Below are 16,921 nucleotides of genomic sequence, written 5' to 3'. Positions count from 1 at the left end.
GTTAAAGATTGTTTTATGCTACTTTTGGTATTCATTTTTTAATGATTTTGATGTGTAAATTCATTTTAATATTTAGAGGGATTTAAGTGTTGTGCAGATAAAGATTTTATTTTTAAGTCTATTGATATTTATTACAAGTAATGCTTTCTCGGATGTTGATTTTGAACTTAATTTGGGGGTTGGTCTGGATTTTCCGGTTAGTACTATTTCAAACTTTTATAATACAGCTTTATATATTGGTGAAAAACTTGAGAATAATATATCTGATTTGGCTAGAGAAAGAATCGTTACAGATTTTGCAGATATGGTTAACATTGCTAAGACCGGTTTAACTTATGGAGGATATGCTCAAATGGGAGCAAAATTTGATGATTTTTTTTCACTTGGTTTTGAACTTGGATTTAGTTTTAATGTATTGAGGTATGTTAATCGTAAGGGACGGTTGAGTGATATTTTTTCATTCATTGCAGCTATTGAATCTAGAATTTATACAAGGTTAGATTTTTTTATTGGAGCTATTGCATTATTTACTGGGCCTAGAGTTAATATGGCTACCCCTTTTAGGGATTCCATCATGGATGAATATGATGTTTTTGGTTGGGATCTTGGTGCAAGATCTACATTTACCTTTTTGGTACTTGAGGGATATTATTGTTGGAATATTCAGAATAATAGATTTTCTGATTTTAAGTTTGGCATAGGTTTTGAGTTTGAAGTTATTTAGGTGGATAATAAATAAATTTTTGCATTTTTAAGTTTATTGCATTGACTAGTTTTAATTTGCTCATGATTAAAATTGTTACTGTTTTAATTTTATAGATTTTCCTTAATCTTGTGTGAATTATTTGTATTGATGTACAATAAAGTAAAGAGTTTCTCTTTGAAGTAGGGAGTTTGAAAATTGGGTTTGCTTATTAAGAAATCAATAGGAATTATTGCTTGTCCTGGTGGAAGGGTATTTGCAAATAAAATAATGGAAGAACTTAAAAAAATATTTTTAGATAGTGAGAGTGAAGTTATTGAAAAAATTTCGCAAACTTCTAGTTGTTTCAAAGAAGATGTCTTGAAGCTTGAAGAAGTTTTGTCTCCTTTTTTAGAAGGATTTGAATTTTCTAACTTAAGATTTGATGAGTCGGTGGAAATTCCTGTAAACTTTGTTAAGTTTGCTAATGGTGAATTTAAGGCAGAAATTTTAGAAACCATAAGAAATAAAGATATTTTTATTGTGCAAGATGTTTCTAATACTTATCCAGTTAATGTAAATAATAATGAAAAAGTAGTAATGACGATTAATGATCATTTAATGAATTTGATGACCACAATAGATGCATGCATGCAGGCTAAGGCTAATTCTGTTAGTGTTATCATTCCTTCTTATCCTTACTCGAGGCAAGATAAAAAGCATTCAAGAGAAGGTTTAACAGCAAGTCTTTTTGGGAGATTTTTAGAAGAATTGAGAGTTAAACATATTTTAACACTAGACATTCATTCAAAAGCGATTGAAAATGTTTTTAGAAAAACGTATTTTGAAAATTTAAATGCATCTTATGAAATTTTTGATGCTTTAGCTGAATTAATAGATATTAGAGATTCAAGTTTGGTAGTTGTTTCTCCTGATACAGGTGCTGTTAATAGGAACAAATTTTTTGCATCTAATCTTAAAAGGCCTTTAGCTTTGCTTTATAAGGAAAGAGATTATTCAAAAGTAACGCATAATGTTAACGATTCTAATATTTCTGTTACTAAACTTTTGGGAGATGTTGAGGGTAAAAATGTTTTTATGAGTGATGATATTTTGGCTACTGGTGGAACTTTAATTAAGGCTGTGAAACTTTTAAAAAGTATGGGAGCTAAGAAGATTATATGTGCAATAAGTCTTCCATTTTTTAATGGAGATGCAATTAGATATTTTGATAAAGCTTATGAGGAAGGCTATTTTTATAAAATAATTGGGACAAATGCTGTGTATCATGATGATAGACTTATAAGTAAACCTTGGTATTATGAAGCTAATGTTGCACATCTTTTTGCAGGTGCAATTTTTGCCATTTACAATAGGGTTAGTTTGCAAAAAATTCTTGATAGAAGTCATGACATTCAAAATTTGATTTCTAAGAGTTAATTTTATGGATGTACTCAGTATTGATATTGGTACTAGTACTTTAAAATCTGCTTTAATTAATTCTCATCATGGGGTTTTAGAGAGTTTTGATGTAAATTATTTTGATCATTTCAATATTGATTTTGAAAACTTTGATTATAAAATATGGCTTTTTGCTTTCAAGAGAGTAATTTCTAATTTTAGGCATAAAAAAATAGATTGTATTTCTATTAGTGGTATTTCTCCATGTCTAATAGCTCTTGATTCAAATTTGGTTCCTTTGGAAGTTTTACATTGGAATTCTTCTAAGATGGTTGGTAACTTTAAAGGGAAATCATCTTTCTTACCCTTTGTGCTTAGCACAGTTGAGAGGGGAGTTTATGATAAGGTTAAATATTTTGTATCTTGTTTTGAATATTTTATTTATTTACTTACAGGTAATTTGATTACAAGCTATCCAAGTTTGTCTTATATCCCTTTTATTTGGAATGATATTGAAATAAGAGAACATAATCTTGACACAAATAAATTTCCCCCTTTCTTAAGGATGGGAGAGGTTGCTGGTCGTGTTACTAATAGTGCTAGTATTGAATTTGGCATTGATAGTGGGATAGAAGTAATTAATGCTGGAATAGATTATTTAAGCGTGCTTATTGGAAGTGGGGCATTCTTTTCTGGAATTGTGTCAAATAGAACAGGTACAAGCGAGGGTTTTAATTTTATCTCAGATGCATATTTGTCAGACTTTTCTTTGGTGTATCCTTATTTTTTAGATAATTTATTTGTTATTGGAAGAATAGTTCCTTCTGGATATTTATTGCAATTGTTTAAAGATAGATTCTTTAAAAAGAAAAAATCATTTGAGGAATTTTTTGAAGAGATTTTTAGAGTATATGATTCAGGTAATGTTTATTTTTATTTAAGCAAGAGGAAGCTTTTTTCTGAGCATATTTTAATAGATTCGCAAATAAGAGATAATTTGAGTAAAGGTATTTTTGGAAAAGTAGATAATCCTTTACAGATAGGAATTGCAATTCTTGAAGCCGCTTATTTTTCCTTTTACAATAAAATACTTTTGCTTAAATCTTTTAAAAGGGATGTTTTAGACATTTTTGTTAGTGGTTCTAATTCAGATAATTTATTTTTAAATAAACTAAAAGCGAATATTCTTGGTAAAGATTTAAAGATTTTTGAATTTAAACATGCCGAGATTATCGGTAATGCAATCTTGGCTTTTTATTGCTTAGGAGAGTTCAATAGTTTGGATAAGGCATTTAAAAAGCTTGCTAAATTTAAACAGGTTATATCCTTTAGTGCCAGTATGCATGATGTTTATTTAGAGAAATATCATAAGTATGTTTCTAATTTTAATTTATTTGTTAATAGTTAATATGTAAGCATCCTTAAACTTGCTTGAGCCTGATATTTTATTGAGATCGAGTTTTGCCTCTGATATGGTTTTGTAAGGTCCAGATCTGACTCTATAGGCGTCTTTATCGTTTATTGTTGCTGAATAAATTTTTGCATTTATTTTATATTTCATCAATTCTTGAATATTGTTATCAGCAGAGATTGGATCTGAGAGTGATGCAAATTGTATGTAGTATTCTTTTCGAGGGTCATATTTGTTTTCAAAGTTATTGTGTTTTTGTTCTTTTTTGTTTTCTTGCTTTATCTTTTCAATTGTTTGTGTTTTTTGCAATTTTTCTTCTTTTGTGTGTATTTTTGTAGTTTTGTGTTGATTTATGATTTGTGGTTTTTTTTTATTATTTTGGTTTATGCTACTATTGAAACTTTTATCTTGTTTGATATCTTGTGTAAGGTCAATTATGATTTCATTTGGTTTATCAGTTATTGCTAAAGTATCTTCATTATTTTCACTTTCTATAACTTTTTCATCTTTTGTTTCTTGTAAAATAATATTTTTACCCGCGATTTCGGAGGCTAAGTTTTTATTTGGAAAGAAAATAATTATTCCAAGAAATATAATTGTACAAACAGTTACAATTGAAGTTAATGCTACTAAAAATCCTTTGTTATTATTTTCATTAAAATCTCTCATCTATGTTACCTCTTTCATCTTTATCCTAATCTCATTTTTTAGATATTCATAGCTCTTATTGTTAATTATATTTATTATTTTTGAATTTAGAATATTTTTATTTGAAAAAATATCTTTTTGACACTTAAGAATATTTATAATCAAATTTTCATCAATATTGCGACTTGATCTGAGTCTTTTTTTTATTATCTCATTATTTGCTTTTGTTATAAATATATGCCCACAGAATTTTGCAAGATCTAATTTAAAAAGTAGTGCAGCATTAATTATAATTTTATCAAATTTTTTCTTTAATATTACTTGTTCTACTTCTTTATATATAAGGGGATGTGTTATTGCTTCTAATTTTTCTAGTTTTTTCCTGTCATTAAATACAATATTTCTCAGTTTTGTTCTTTCTATTTCATTTTTATTATTTAATATTTGTTTCCCAAATATCTTGACTACTGTGTCTTGTTTTGCTTGTAGGGCTATGTGTCCAATTTTATCTACATTTATTTCGTGAAAACCATATTCACTGCTAATGATTTTTGAAACGGTATCTTTGCCAGTTGATATTCTACCAGTTATGCCAATTATCGATGAATTTCTCCCCATGATTTTCCAGTCTCAATATTTACTTTTAGAGGAAGTTTTAAAGGATAGGCATTTTCCATCATTTCTTTGATTATTTTGTTTACTTCTTCACATTCTTGTTCGGGCGATTCGATTAGCATTTCATCGTGTACTTGTAAGAGTATTTTTGACTTTAAGTTTTTACTTTTAAGTTCATTATATACTTTAATCATTGCGATTTTCATTATATCAGATGCACTGCCTTGAATTGTACTATTTATTGCTATTCGTTCAGCTCCTGAGCGTTCTGAGTAATTTTGACTATTAATTTCTTTTATATATCTCCTTCTTTTAAGAAGAGTTTCACTGTATCCATTTCTTTTGACAAAATCTATTTGATTTTGTATAAAAGTTTTTATTTTAGAATAAAGATTGAAGTATGAATCGATGAACTTTTGAGCTTCTTCTCTTTTAATAGACAGTTCTTTTGAGAGCCTAAAGGCTGACATTCTATAAATTATTCCAAAATTAATTGATTTTGCTATTCTTCTCATGGAAGATGTTACTTTTTCTTCATCTACTTTAAAGAGTTTCGATGCTGTTTTTATGTGAATGTCTTTTTTATTTTTAAATGCTTCAATTAGTGATTCGTCTTCTGAGAGGTGGGCTAGTATGACAAGTTCAATTTGTGAATAGTCAGCAGAAATAAAAATATTGCCTTTCTTAGGTTTAAATGCTTCTCTTATTTTACGTCCTTTTTCATCTTTGATTGGAATATTTTGGAGGTTAGGGGAGGTGCTTGAAATGCGACCCGTTGCTGTTTTTGTTTGTATGAAATTTGTATGTATTTTGTTTGTTTTTGCATTTACAAACTCTATTAAATTATCTGTATATGTATTTTTTAGTTTTGCGATTTGTCTATATTGTATGAGTTTTGGTATAGATTCATGTTGCTCTTTTATTGTCTCTAGTACCTTAATGTTTGTTGAATCTCGCTTGAAATTTTGGGGTAGTACTAGATTTAATCTTTCAAATAAGACCGTATGTAGTTGTTTTGTTGAATTTAGATTAAATTCAATACCTATACTTTTTATTATCTCATTTTCAATTAATTTTAATTCTTTGTCAAGTTCATAGCCATATTGTCTTAGATAATCTTTATCGAGATAAATTCCATTTTCTTCCATTTCTGTAATGACATTGTTAAATGGCATTTCTATATCTGTCATTAGATTTTCAAGGTTGTCTTCTTTGAGTTTTTTTGTAAAAATTTTAAATAACCTGAAAGTAATATCAGCATCTTCAGCAGCGTAATTGGAGACCATCTCAAGTGGTATGTCTTTTAAAGTGCCATTTTGTGCTACTATTTCTTCATACTTGATATTTTTATGCATTAAATGTTTTTCTGCTAAAAAATCAAGAGATACTTTTGTGTTTGGATCGATAACATATGCTGCTATCATTGTATCAAAGTAAGGTGGAATTGCATTAAATTCATGTTTTTTAAGTATTTTATAATCGAATTTGTAGTTTTGACCAATTAACTTAGGTTTTGTTTTAAAAAATTCATTGAATTTTTGGATTATGTATTCTTTTTCAATAGTTTTTTTTTCTTTAGTTTCTATAGGAATGTAGTAGCTTTCAAATTCTTTAAATGAAACCGAAATTCCTATGATTTGTGCTTCATGGACATTAAGCGAAGTTGTTTCTGTATCTATTGCTACATAGTTTGCTTGTTTTAGTTTTTCTATTAGTAAGTCAAGTTGTTCTTTTTTTAATATTGTTTCATATTTGATATTTTCTTCATATATTGTTTTAAGAGCATTTGAATGTGATTTTGTTGTTTGTAAAATCTTTGTGTCTGTTTGATTTATATTGGTTTTAAAGAGCGACTTTTGTGTTTGATTTGTAGCATATCTTTTTTTTAATATAGTCTTGTAAGATTTAATTAGGGTTTTTGCAGAATATTCTTCGAATAATGAAAGGATGTCTTCTTTTAAATTTTCCAGTTTAAATTCTTCAAGTGCTGGCAATTCTAGATCTTCTACAAGACTGATAAGTTCATAACTTAAAAAGGCATTTTCTCTCTCTTTTAGTAATATTTCTCTATATTTATTGTTGATAGAAGCTAAATTATCGTATATTCCATTTAATGTTTGAAATTCATTTAGTAGCTTAGCAGCTCCCTTTTCCCCAATTCCTTTGATGCCTGGTATATTATCTGCTCTGTCTCCAACAATGGATAAATAATCTTTGATTTGGGATTTATTTACTCCAAATTTTTTCATCACATAATCATTATCCATTTCCACAAAGCTACTATTCTCGATTTTAAGTATTTTGGTTTTAGCCGACATCAGTTGTAGCAAATCTTTGTCTGGAGAAATAATATAAGTTAAGTAATTGTTGCTTTCTGCTTTTTTTGCAAAGCTGGCTATAAGATCATCAGCTTCGTATCCTTGTATTTCGAACATTGGGATGTTTGCTTTTATTAAACTTTCTTTGATCCAGTAAATTTGTGGAATTAAATTATCTGGAGGAGCATCTCTTGTTGCTTTGTAACTTGGATACTTTTGTTGTCTAAATGTTTGTGTTTCTGAGTCAAAAGTTACAATTAGATTTTCTGGATTTTTTTCTTTTATTATGAAAAAAAGAGTTTTGAAAAATCCAATAAATGCATTAACATTTTCCCCTTTGTTATTTGTTAAAGGATTGTTTTTCATTACATGATAGTTTCTAAATATTATATTTAAAGCATCAATTAGGTAAATTTCTTTCATATTTTTATATCTACTAAAATTGGGTTATTATATTTAAAGAGAGTTTTAGAAAATTGTATCTTTGGTATTGTTATCTTTTGAGCAAATAGCTTTTTTAAAGTTTTGTGTGTATTGTGATATTGAATGCATATTGTTTCTTTTAACAAGCAAGTGTCCCCAATTAATTTTTTGATTTCTTCTTGAATTTGTTTTTGTCCCTCTAGCCATGAATTTATGGTTATATAATAATTATTGATTGAATTTAAGATTAAATCCTTTGCAGGATTTGTAATATTTAATGTATTTAGCATTCCTTTATTGATTTCTTCATTTTCAAATTCTAGAATAGCTTTTAATTTTTTTAGTTCAAGTATTAAATCTTTTAAATATATTTTTAATATTCTATTAGTTGACAATATTGATTCCTAATTTCTTGTTAATAATATTATTATCTTTTTTAAGTAATGCTTTCCAAGCTGTATGCAGATTTTTAAGGTGTTTTAAAACTTCTTGAATATTATCCCTATTCTTTTCTAATGTAACATTTTCTAATGTTTTGTTTAAAAAAGAATATATTGAGAATAAGTTATTTGAAATATCTCCACCATCTTCAAAATTTAGTGTAGACATTAATTCAATGATGATATCTTGTGCATGGTAAACTTTTTCATCTGCTTTTGCTGTACTAGTTGGCTCTTTACTTTTATAAAATTCTTTGGCAATCTCTAAATCTTGTATTGCTTTCTCGTAAAGCATTACCAATATTGATATAGGACTTGATGTATTGATTTGTGTCTTTTTATAGATTTCTTCTTTTGCTATCAAGGATTTTCTCCTAGTTTAATTTTTTTATTTGTTCTGCTATTTGCTCTTCTTTGAAAGGTTTTGTAATGTATCCTTTTGCTCCAAGTTCTAAAGCTTTTGCAATGAGTTCTTGTTTTCCAAGTGCTGTAACCATCAATACATTCATTTTTCGTTCAAGTTTTTTGTTAACTTCATTTATTTTTTCAAGGGCTGTAATGCCATCCATGTTCATCATTGTTATATCAAGAGTTATTAGATGAATTTTTTCCTGTTTTTCGAATTCTTTAATAGCCTGTATTCCATCTTCTGCTTCAAAAAATTCGTCAAAGCCCAGTTTTTTCAATATCTTGATTAAGTTTTTTCGCATAAAAATAGAATCATCAACTATCAAGGCCTTTTTATTTTTTTCCAAACCCCACTCCTTACTTAATTTTAACATGATAACATATTAAATATCATTTAATCTAAATAAAGATATCATGTATAATTATCTGTTTTTTATTTTACTTTAAATTTTAAAATGAATGAGTTTATTACTCAATAACTTATCCTTGAAAATTTATATTTTTATTTACATTATTTTGTTAAAATATAATGTGAATTCTGGGTAGATTTAATATTAAATTTATGATCAAAGATATAGAAGATGAAATTTTACGTTTAAAAGATAATATCAAAAAATGGAATAAAGAGTATTATGTTGATTCTTCACCCAGTGTGAGTGATTTGATTTATGATAGAGCTCTTTTAAGACTTCAAAATTTGGAAAGTAAGTATCCTGAATATAAAACTTTGGATTCTCCCACTCTTAAGTTTGGAAGCGATCTTTTAAATAATTTTGAAGAGGTTACACATCCTTTACCTATATTAAGTTTGGATAAGGTTTATGATATTGAGAAATTATCGTTGTGGGTTGAGAAAATGGTCTTAGAAGGTTCTAGTTTGGGAGCTTATACTGGCATCTCAGTTGAACCCAAAATTGATGGTTGTTCAATTGTTCTCTATTATAAAGATGGGATACTGCGGAGAGCTTTGACTAGGGGAGATGGAAAGGTTGGTAATGATGTTACTGAGAATGTTAGAACAATCAAAAATATTCCTTTGTCTATTGATGAAAAGATTGAATTGGTATTGAGGGGTGAAATTTATATTACTAAGGAAAATTTTTTGAAAATGAATAACACATTAAAGAATCCTTATCTTAATGCTAGAAATTTAGCCTCAGGTATACTAAGAAGAATAAATAGTAGAGAAGTTGCTAATTTTCCTTTAGATATTTTTGTTTATGATGTTTTAAATTCTAGTTTGGGATTGACTACTAACCATGATGCGTTTGATAAACTTAAGAAATTTGGATTTAAAATTAATCCTTTTTGTAAATTTTTTGATGGCAAAAACTTAAAAAAAATTATTAATCATGTTAAAGAGATAGAGATGCAAAGAAATTCTTTGGAATATGAAATTGATGGTGTTGTGTTGAAAGTTGATAGTTTTATTTTAAGAGAGAATTTAGGATGTACTTCTCATCATCCGAAGTGGTCAATAGCTTATAAATTTGAATCTTGCACAGGCATAAGTAAAATTGTTGACATAGTCGTTCAGGTTGGCCGCAGTGGCAAAATTACTCCTGTTGTACATGTGGAGAAGGTATTTGTTGCGGGGGCTTTTATTACTAATGCAAATCTGCATAATCAAGATTATATAGACTCTATTGGCTTAAATGTTGGAGATATTGTTGCGATTTCAAGACGTGGAGATGTAATTCCTTCTGTTGAATTGGTGGTAGAAAAGCTTGCGATTGGTAGTTTTAAAATTTCTAGTAATTGTCCTTCATGTAAAAGGGCTTTAATTAAAGAGGGTGCACATCTTTTTTGTGTAAATAAACATTGTTCTTATCGAATAATTGAACAGATAAAATATTTTTGTAGTAAGAAATGCATGAATATTGTAGGACTTTCAGTGAAAACAATAGAGTTCCTTTTTGAAATGAAGTTTATATCTTCGGAGATTGATCTTTATACTTTTAATTTTGATAAACTTATTAATTTAAGGGGTTTTGATCTTAAGAGAATAGATAATTTAAAGCGTTCAATTAGCGATAGTAAAAGTAGGCCATTTAGAAAGTTGCTTCTTGGTATGGGAATTAAAGAGCTTGGAGAAAATACAATATTGGTTTTAATTAATAACAATTTAAACTCGTTTGATATAATTAGTACTCTTTGCAAAAATAAAGAGGCTGCTCTTGCCAAACTTTTAAAGATTAAGGGAATAGGTGAGAGGATAGCTTTAAATATTATTGAAGCGTTTAATGATAAAACTATTCTTGATAAGTTTAATTTTTTTAAAGAATTAGGGTTTAAATTGGAAGAATGTAATACTAATTGTGCTGTGGATGATTCTTTTTTATTTGGCAAAAAATTTTGTATTACAGGTTCTTTTGAAGGGTGTTCTAGAAATGTTCTTATTGAAAAGATTACTAAAAAAGGTGCTATTTTCAATAGAGCAGTTACTAAGCGTTTAGATTTTTTACTTGTTGGAGAGAAACCTGGAATAAAATTGAAAAAAGCCAATAATTTGGGAATTAAAACCTTTGGTCTTTCTGATATTAAAGATTTTGTGGATTTAGATAATTAAATTTATTTTATTATTCTTATCTTTTTAAATTCAGATGCTAAGTTTTTATATAGAGTTCCTATCTCATTTGTATGTTCTACTTTTATTAAGTTCCTGAAAAATTTTTCTTTATATTTGAGTGATGGGTTAATAAAATGGGTTTTAACATTATATTTTGGGATTAATTTGTAAATTTCTTGTGCTCTATATAAATTTTTTGTTGGTTCTATTTCAATGTAATATCCGTTAGATTTTTTAAAATCAAACTCATTGCTTTGATCTTTAAAATTATAATTGTTTGAATGTGTATCTGGATATATTGTAAATTCAGCAGTTTTTATTACAGTGCTTTTATTTGTTGTTTTTTCATTGTTAGGATAAAATTCCTTTTTTGTATATTGTGATTCCCTGTTGTCGTGTGTAAAGAGGTCTTTATTTTTGTATTTTGCAAATTCTTCTTTAAGTGTTAAAATAACATTTTTATTATTCGTTAATTTTTCATCTAATATATTTATTTTGTCTTGCTTTTGTTGAATTTTATCTTTATTTTCTTCATATAATTCTGTATTTTTATCAATCTTGTCTTTTAGTGCATTGATTATTTTTTCTATTGAAGATAAATTATTTTCGATATTTTCTAAGCTAGTATCATGATTATTTTTTAAGTCTATTAATTCTTTTTGAAATGCTAATAAGGTATCTTTGTTGATATTGATTTTATCATCCAGTTCACTTAATTTATGAGTATTATTGTTAATAGTGTCTTTGTTGATATTGATTTTATCGTCCAGTTCACTTAATTTGTGAATATTATTGTTAATAGTGTCTTTGTTGATATTAATTTTATCGTCCAGTTCACTTAATTTATGAGTATTATTGTTAATAGTGTCTTTGTTGATATTGATTTTATCGACCAGTTCACTTAATTTATGAATATTATTGTTAATAGTGTCTTTGTTGATATTGATTTTATCGTCCAGTTCACTTAATTTGTGAATATTATTGTTAAGAGTATCTTTGTTGATATTGATTTTATCGTCCAGTTCACTTAATTTGTGAATATTATTGTTAATAGTGTCTTTGTTGATGTTGATTTTATCGTCCAGTTCACTTAATTTATGAGTATTATTGTTAATAGTGTCTTTGTTGATATTGATTTTATCAACCAGTTCACTTAATTTGTGAATATTATTGTTAATAGTGTCTTTGTTGATATTGATTTTATCGTCCAGTTCACTTAATTTATGAGTATTATTGTTAAGAGTATTTTTGTTGTTATTGATTTTATCGTCCAGTTCACTTAATTTATGAGTATTATTGTTAATAGTGTCTTTGTTGATATTGATTTTATAATCCAGTTCACTTAATTTGTGAGTATTATTGTTAATAGTGTCTTTGTTGTTATTGATTTTATAATCCAGGTCACTTAGGATTTGGGTTTCTGAATTGAAATATTCCTGTTCTTGAGCATGTATATCATATGTGTTTTTTTCAGGTGGATAATTGTATTCTTCATTTGATATATATTCATTTTGATTTTCTTCATATTCTTGATCATTGTTGTAATGATTGTTTTTTGATTGAAGGGCATGATTCAATAAATTTTCTTTTATGTTAATTAGATTTTTTATCTTTTCAATGATTTCTTTTAAACTTTTTGTTAAAATTTCGTATTCTTCATTCTTTTTTTTTATTGATTTTATATTTTTGTGACTTAAAAGGTTTTCTATTTTTTTCTCATAGTTTTCAATTCTAAGTTTTAAGTTATCTATGTCTTTTATGAACCAATCATCTATATTTTCTTGTTCTGAGTAAAAATTTTTTGTGTTTAAACTTTGTGGATATTGTAACTCTTCATTTGTTAAAATATTATTTCTTGCTTTTCTGTTATCTGATACTTGAAGTTTTTCTGAAACTTGAAATTTATCTGATTTTTTACTTGGTGAATTTAAGTTGTTATCTTTTAAAATTTCATTTTTCTTATGATAAATTATTTCTTCTTCATTGTCAAAATCTTCACTTAAGTCTTCTTTGGGAATATAAACCTTTGAGTGATTCATTATATAGTGAGTTATATTTTTTTTAGACTCTCCAAAAAGTAATGTCCAAGAGAGCAACATAAAAGTTTTAGAGAGCATTGAAAGTATCTTTTTACCCATAAACACCCTATTAATATTATTTGATATTCATTATTAATTTTGATATTATCATACTTTGTAAAATTTATCAAAAAAATATATATAATAACATTAAAGTAATATAAAGTTGAGCTTTATACTTTAATCTTTAAGATATCATTAATTAGGTAAATTTAATTGTTACATCATATTTTGGTTTTAATAGTAATTCTATTGGTATTATGCCATAATGATATAAATAGAAAATAAATTATTAATTTTTGACTCCTTATTTTATTTAATTGTTTATGAAGCTAAAGAATATGGAAGAAGTTTGGGCTTTGCCAGTTTGTTGTAATATCAAGAATTCTATTATTGAAGATTTTAAGATTTTAGATAAATATAAAGATCAGGTTTTTAATATAAGTTATAAAGATGATATTACCTTAAAATTCATCGATGTTGTTGATTTTAATGAATTTGATTTAAAACTTTTTGATAATAAAATAAATTTTGAAGGACAAATTCCTTTGGTTTTATATTCTGATAACTTAAACTCTTTAGTAGAAGCAGAAGCAAGTGTTATTTTTGAATTAAAAACCATTGAGCAAAACGATGTTTGTTCTGATTCAGGATTAAAAGAATTGGGTGAGTTTAAAACTTATAATTCTTATTATGAGTTTTCAGACTTTTTGAGTTATTGCAGTGATGTTATTTTAGTTAAAGTGTACTTTAAGGATGATAGTTTAGTCATTGATGCAGACCTTGATAATATTGCACTTGTAAAGCAAATTATTAGTGATAATTTTTGTATTGCTAAAGATAAAATTATTATCAATCCTATTAATAATAGTTGTGTTAGTGTTTTGTTTTCAGTTTCTTTTAATGCTATCTTACAAGGTATAATAATTGCTAAAAAACTTGGTCTGAAGGTTAATGTTCTTTATTATAGGAGACATTTTTTAATGGCACAATCCTTAAGCTTAAAGTTTTCAGCTGTTAATTGTTTATCATCAGAAAATAAGCTTGATAAGATTATATTAGATCTTGAAATCAACAGACCTTTAAACTTTTTATATAAATTTTATTTTAATTACCTCAGGCGTATTTTTGATAATTTATTTTTTAATGTGTGTGTACATTTTAATTTTATATCGACTACAAGTAATGCTGTGTTTTTTTATGATAATTATTTTTTATTTGGAATCGCTGTTTATAATTTTATTTATTCAAATTTTTATAATCTTGCAGTCAGTTTGTCAATTGAACCTCTTAGTTATTTACTCAGCTATGTTAAGAGTGAATATAATATTTTTTTCAAGTTTTTTAAAGAGATGGATTTAAAAAATTCTATCATGCGCAAGTCATCTTCTATAAGTTTAAAGAATGAATATAATATTTTTGATGTAAGAAGAAAAGGTATAGGATTTGCTTTTTTGAATTTGGACTTTAATCTAGATTTTGATCTCTTAGGTGGCAATCAAACTGTTTCTATGAGTTTACATAAGGATAAATTAGATGTGTTTATTCCTTATAAAATTATGGATATCAATTTAATGAACTATTTAAGGAATACTTTGGCTAGGACCTTTAAATTATCTTATAATAATGTAAATTTTATTGTTAGTGATGTTTTTATAGATGATGTTGGATTTTATAGTACGTTGATTAAAGAATCTTACATTATTGAAAGAAAAGTTTTGGCTATTAAGGATGTACTTATCATGATGATCGGTGAAAATTTTAAGGGAGAGTATCCTGTTATAGCTGGTCAAGATTTTGTTATAGATATAGATAAAAAATTTAATGTTGCTTGTTCTCTTGAGATTGATATAGAAGTATATTCTTTTAATATTGTGTTTAGTAGGGTGAATTTTTTTGTTGAAAACGGTAAATTTGATAAACTTAGGATAAATAATAAGCGTATATTTTCAATTTTTAGCTTGGCAGTTGATTATGTTTTTGGAAATATTACTTGTGATATTGTTGATTCTGTGGATCTTGAGTTTATTGAAGATGGTGAATTTGTTTTTTCTTTTAGAATATTATTTATTGCATCTGTTTCTGCAATAAGAACAGCTTTAATCCAGGCTTTTGACTTCAATATCTGTAAGACCCCTATTGATCTTAAGGATATTCTAGATAATTGGAGTGTACGAGTTGATACTAATTAGCTTTAATTTAAATGGAGAGACTCTTTCAAAAAGTATTAAGCTTCCTTTAAGCACTAAAGAGCTTTTGATAAGTATTTTTTATTCAGGCAATCGAAGTTTTAATGAAAATATGAATAGAAATTTTTCATTAGTGCTCTTAGACTTAAAGCCTGTATATTCGTCTTTAGTTTCAGCCTTTATGTTAAATGGGCGTAGCATCATTACTGTTGAGGGATTGCAAAATACAGCTTTTTATGAAACCTTAGTTAAGGTTTTATTAGAAAGTGATTTTGGATTTTGTACAAATTGTTTTTCATCTAATGCATTATTATTTTATTATCTTTTAAAACGTAAAGTTATAATTAGGGCTGATATTTTAGGGTATTATAATACATTAAAGTGTAATTGTCTTGATGTTAATACTTTTTTAGATATTTATTTGAGATTGGAAGAGTTAGAGAGGAAAGGAGAGGTGTGAAGGTATATTATCCAGAAAATTTTAATACACTTGTTAATTTATTTAATGAAGATTCAAACAATTATATAGTTTATAATGAGATTGATTTTCATAAAAATGCTGAAATTTTTATGAAAAATGAAATTTCTGATAATTTTTTTATAATTAATAACTTTGAAAGATTTAATAAAGTTTTTCTTAAGAGTAATTTTTTGGAAATGGGACCATGTGTTACTTATGATACAATATTGCAATTTGGAGAGAGAAATATTCCAAGGTTGTTTTATGAATTTATTTCGAAACTAAATGATAGGATATATCTAAATAGTATTAATATTGCTAATGGATTTTATTATAAAAACACAGTATTTGATTTATATCCTTTATTATTAAGTCTTGATGCTCAGCTTGAATTTAAAAATATTTTAACCAAAAAAACTTATACTTATAATGCTTACAGTATTAACAGGGATGATTATATACAAAATCGCCATACTTTATTTTTAAGCAAATTAAAATTTCCAATTACAAATTTATGGAATAAGAGTTTTTGTAGCAGAATATTTGTTGATACTTTTTCATTTGATATTTTAAAGGAGGCAAACATTATTTTTATTTGCGTTCTTTTAAATATTAAAAGAGATATTATAAGTGATTTTTTGATGAAGATATTTTATAATGACAAGGTTATTACTTTAAGGGATTTTCAAGTTTTGCTTCTTAGTAAATCTTTACCTTTATCTTTAGTTGAAATTGAAGAATCTCTTAAGATGCTGGATAAAAATATTAAAGACGTTAAAAATTTTAGTTTGAGGGAGAGAAGTTTAAAACTTATAAAAAATTTTTATTTCGATATATTATCTAGTTTTTAGTCTTGTAAAATTTAGTATTATTAAATAATTGTTGATTTTTTGGCATAGTTTTAATAGAAAAGCGATATAATTAATTTATCAATTTGTTTTTATGCATTATAATATTTATTTGTTAATAACTTAATCAAAAAATAATTATTCAAATAAGGGGCTTAAGTTTATGGTAAAAAAAGAAGCTACAATTAACGCTATTAATGGCTTGCATGTTAGACCGGCGTCAACATTTGTCAAAAAAGCTAAGGAGTATGCTAGTGATATAACTATTGAAGCTGATGGAAAATCTGTTAGTGGAAAGAGTTTATTTCGATTACAAACCCTAGAATTATCTTCTGGTAAGAAGCTTGTGGTTTGTGCTAATGGTGATGATGAGGAAAAGGCTGTTACTGAACTTGTTGAGCTCATTGAATCTTTTAAAGAATAGGTATGGA

The 16,921-nt window shown here is 26.5% G+C and carries 15 protein-coding genes; 8 read left to right on the top strand and 7 right to left on the bottom strand.

What is annotated here, in order from left to right; translation table 11 throughout:
* Positions 1-91 precede the first annotated feature (91 nt).
* From QMG63_RS01710 to QMG63_RS01700, 3 genes are all read left to right on the top strand, one after another.
* Positions 92-724 carry a hypothetical protein gene (locus tag QMG63_RS01710; RefSeq protein WP_281861138.1) on the top strand — a complete coding sequence of 211 codons (633 nt, stop codon included), beginning with the start codon at positions 92-94 and terminating at the stop codon, positions 722-724.
* 177 nt (positions 725-901) lie between these two features.
* Complete coding sequence (locus QMG63_RS01705; RefSeq protein ID WP_281861136.1) at positions 902-2,122, top strand: ribose-phosphate pyrophosphokinase; 1,221 nt, start codon at positions 902-904, stop codon at positions 2,120-2,122.
* Between the two features lie 4 nt (positions 2,123-2,126).
* On the top strand, positions 2,127-3,491 hold the full coding sequence (locus tag QMG63_RS01700; protein WP_281861134.1) for a xylulokinase: 1,365 nt from the start codon (positions 2,127-2,129) through the stop codon (positions 3,489-3,491).
* Here the strand turns inward: QMG63_RS01700 and QMG63_RS01695 are convergent.
* From QMG63_RS01695 to QMG63_RS01670, 6 genes are read right to left on the bottom strand one after another with little or no spacing between them, the layout of a single operon-like run.
* Positions 3,474-4,163 carry an SPOR domain-containing protein gene (locus QMG63_RS01695; protein ID WP_281861132.1) on the bottom strand — a complete coding sequence of 230 codons (690 nt, stop codon included), beginning with the start codon at positions 4,161-4,163 and terminating at the stop codon, positions 3,474-3,476. The two genes, QMG63_RS01700 and QMG63_RS01695, sit on opposite strands and share 18 nt — an antisense overlap.
* Positions 4,164-4,760 carry a dephospho-CoA kinase gene (coaE, locus tag QMG63_RS01690; protein ID WP_281861131.1) on the bottom strand — a complete coding sequence of 199 codons (597 nt, stop codon included), beginning with the start codon at positions 4,758-4,760 and terminating at the stop codon, positions 4,164-4,166.
* A complete protein-coding gene (polA, locus tag QMG63_RS01685; protein ID WP_281861129.1) occupies positions 4,739-7,498 on the bottom strand; it encodes a DNA polymerase I in 2,760 nt (919 codons plus the stop codon). The genes coaE and polA overlap by 22 nt, the downstream gene beginning before the upstream one ends.
* Positions 7,495-7,893, bottom strand: a complete 399-nt coding sequence (locus tag QMG63_RS01680) for a hypothetical protein (protein WP_281861127.1) — start codon at positions 7,891-7,893, stop codon at positions 7,495-7,497. Before QMG63_RS01680 ends, polA begins: the two co-directional genes overlap by 4 nt.
* Positions 7,883-8,302 (bottom strand): flagellar export chaperone FliS, encoded by a 420-nt coding sequence (gene fliS / locus QMG63_RS01675; RefSeq protein ID WP_281861125.1) that lies wholly within the window; start codon positions 8,300-8,302, stop codon positions 7,883-7,885. The genes QMG63_RS01680 and fliS overlap by 11 nt, the downstream gene beginning before the upstream one ends.
* Before the next feature lie 10 nt (positions 8,303-8,312).
* Complete coding sequence (locus QMG63_RS01670) at positions 8,313-8,693, bottom strand: response regulator (RefSeq protein WP_281861123.1); 381 nt, start codon at positions 8,691-8,693, stop codon at positions 8,313-8,315.
* A 215-nt stretch (positions 8,694-8,908) separates the two neighbouring features.
* Between QMG63_RS01670 and ligA the strand changes: the two genes are divergently transcribed.
* Positions 8,909-10,915: an NAD-dependent DNA ligase LigA gene (ligA, locus tag QMG63_RS01665; protein ID WP_281861121.1), complete on the top strand. Its 2,007-nt coding sequence runs from the start codon at positions 8,909-8,911 to the stop codon at positions 10,913-10,915.
* 2 nt (positions 10,916-10,917) lie between these two features.
* Here the strand turns inward: ligA and QMG63_RS01660 are convergent, their stop codons facing one another.
* Entirely contained in the window at positions 10,918-13,053 is a 2,136-nt protein-coding gene (locus QMG63_RS01660) for a coiled-coil domain-containing protein (RefSeq protein WP_281861120.1), read from the bottom strand.
* Positions 13,054-13,319: 266 nt separating this feature from the next.
* Between QMG63_RS01660 and QMG63_RS01655 the strand changes: the two genes are divergently transcribed.
* The 4 genes from QMG63_RS01655 (at position 13,320) to QMG63_RS01640 (ending at position 16,914) form a co-directional block, all read left to right on the top strand.
* A complete protein-coding gene (locus QMG63_RS01655) occupies positions 13,320-15,185 on the top strand; it encodes a hypothetical protein (RefSeq protein ID WP_281861119.1) in 1,866 nt (621 codons plus the stop codon).
* Positions 15,172-15,642, top strand: coding sequence for a hypothetical protein (locus QMG63_RS01650; RefSeq protein WP_281861117.1), 471 nt, complete (start codon positions 15,172-15,174; stop codon positions 15,640-15,642). The genes QMG63_RS01655 and QMG63_RS01650 overlap by 14 nt, the downstream gene beginning before the upstream one ends.
* Positions 15,639-16,493 carry a xanthine dehydrogenase family protein subunit M gene (locus QMG63_RS01645; RefSeq protein ID WP_281861116.1) on the top strand — a complete coding sequence of 285 codons (855 nt, stop codon included), beginning with the start codon at positions 15,639-15,641 and terminating at the stop codon, positions 16,491-16,493. Before QMG63_RS01650 ends, QMG63_RS01645 begins: the two co-directional genes overlap by 4 nt.
* A 160-nt stretch (positions 16,494-16,653) precedes the next feature.
* Positions 16,654-16,914, top strand: coding sequence for an HPr family phosphocarrier protein (locus QMG63_RS01640; protein ID WP_281861114.1), 261 nt, complete (start codon positions 16,654-16,656; stop codon positions 16,912-16,914).
* Positions 16,915-16,921: the final 7 nt, after the last annotated feature.

The sequence above is a fragment of the Candidatus Borrelia fainii genome (assembly GCF_027925085.1).
Taxonomy (GTDB): domain Bacteria; phylum Spirochaetota; class Spirochaetia; order Borreliales; family Borreliaceae; genus Borrelia; species Borrelia turicatae.
This window is presented reverse-complemented; position numbering and strand designations above follow the sequence as displayed.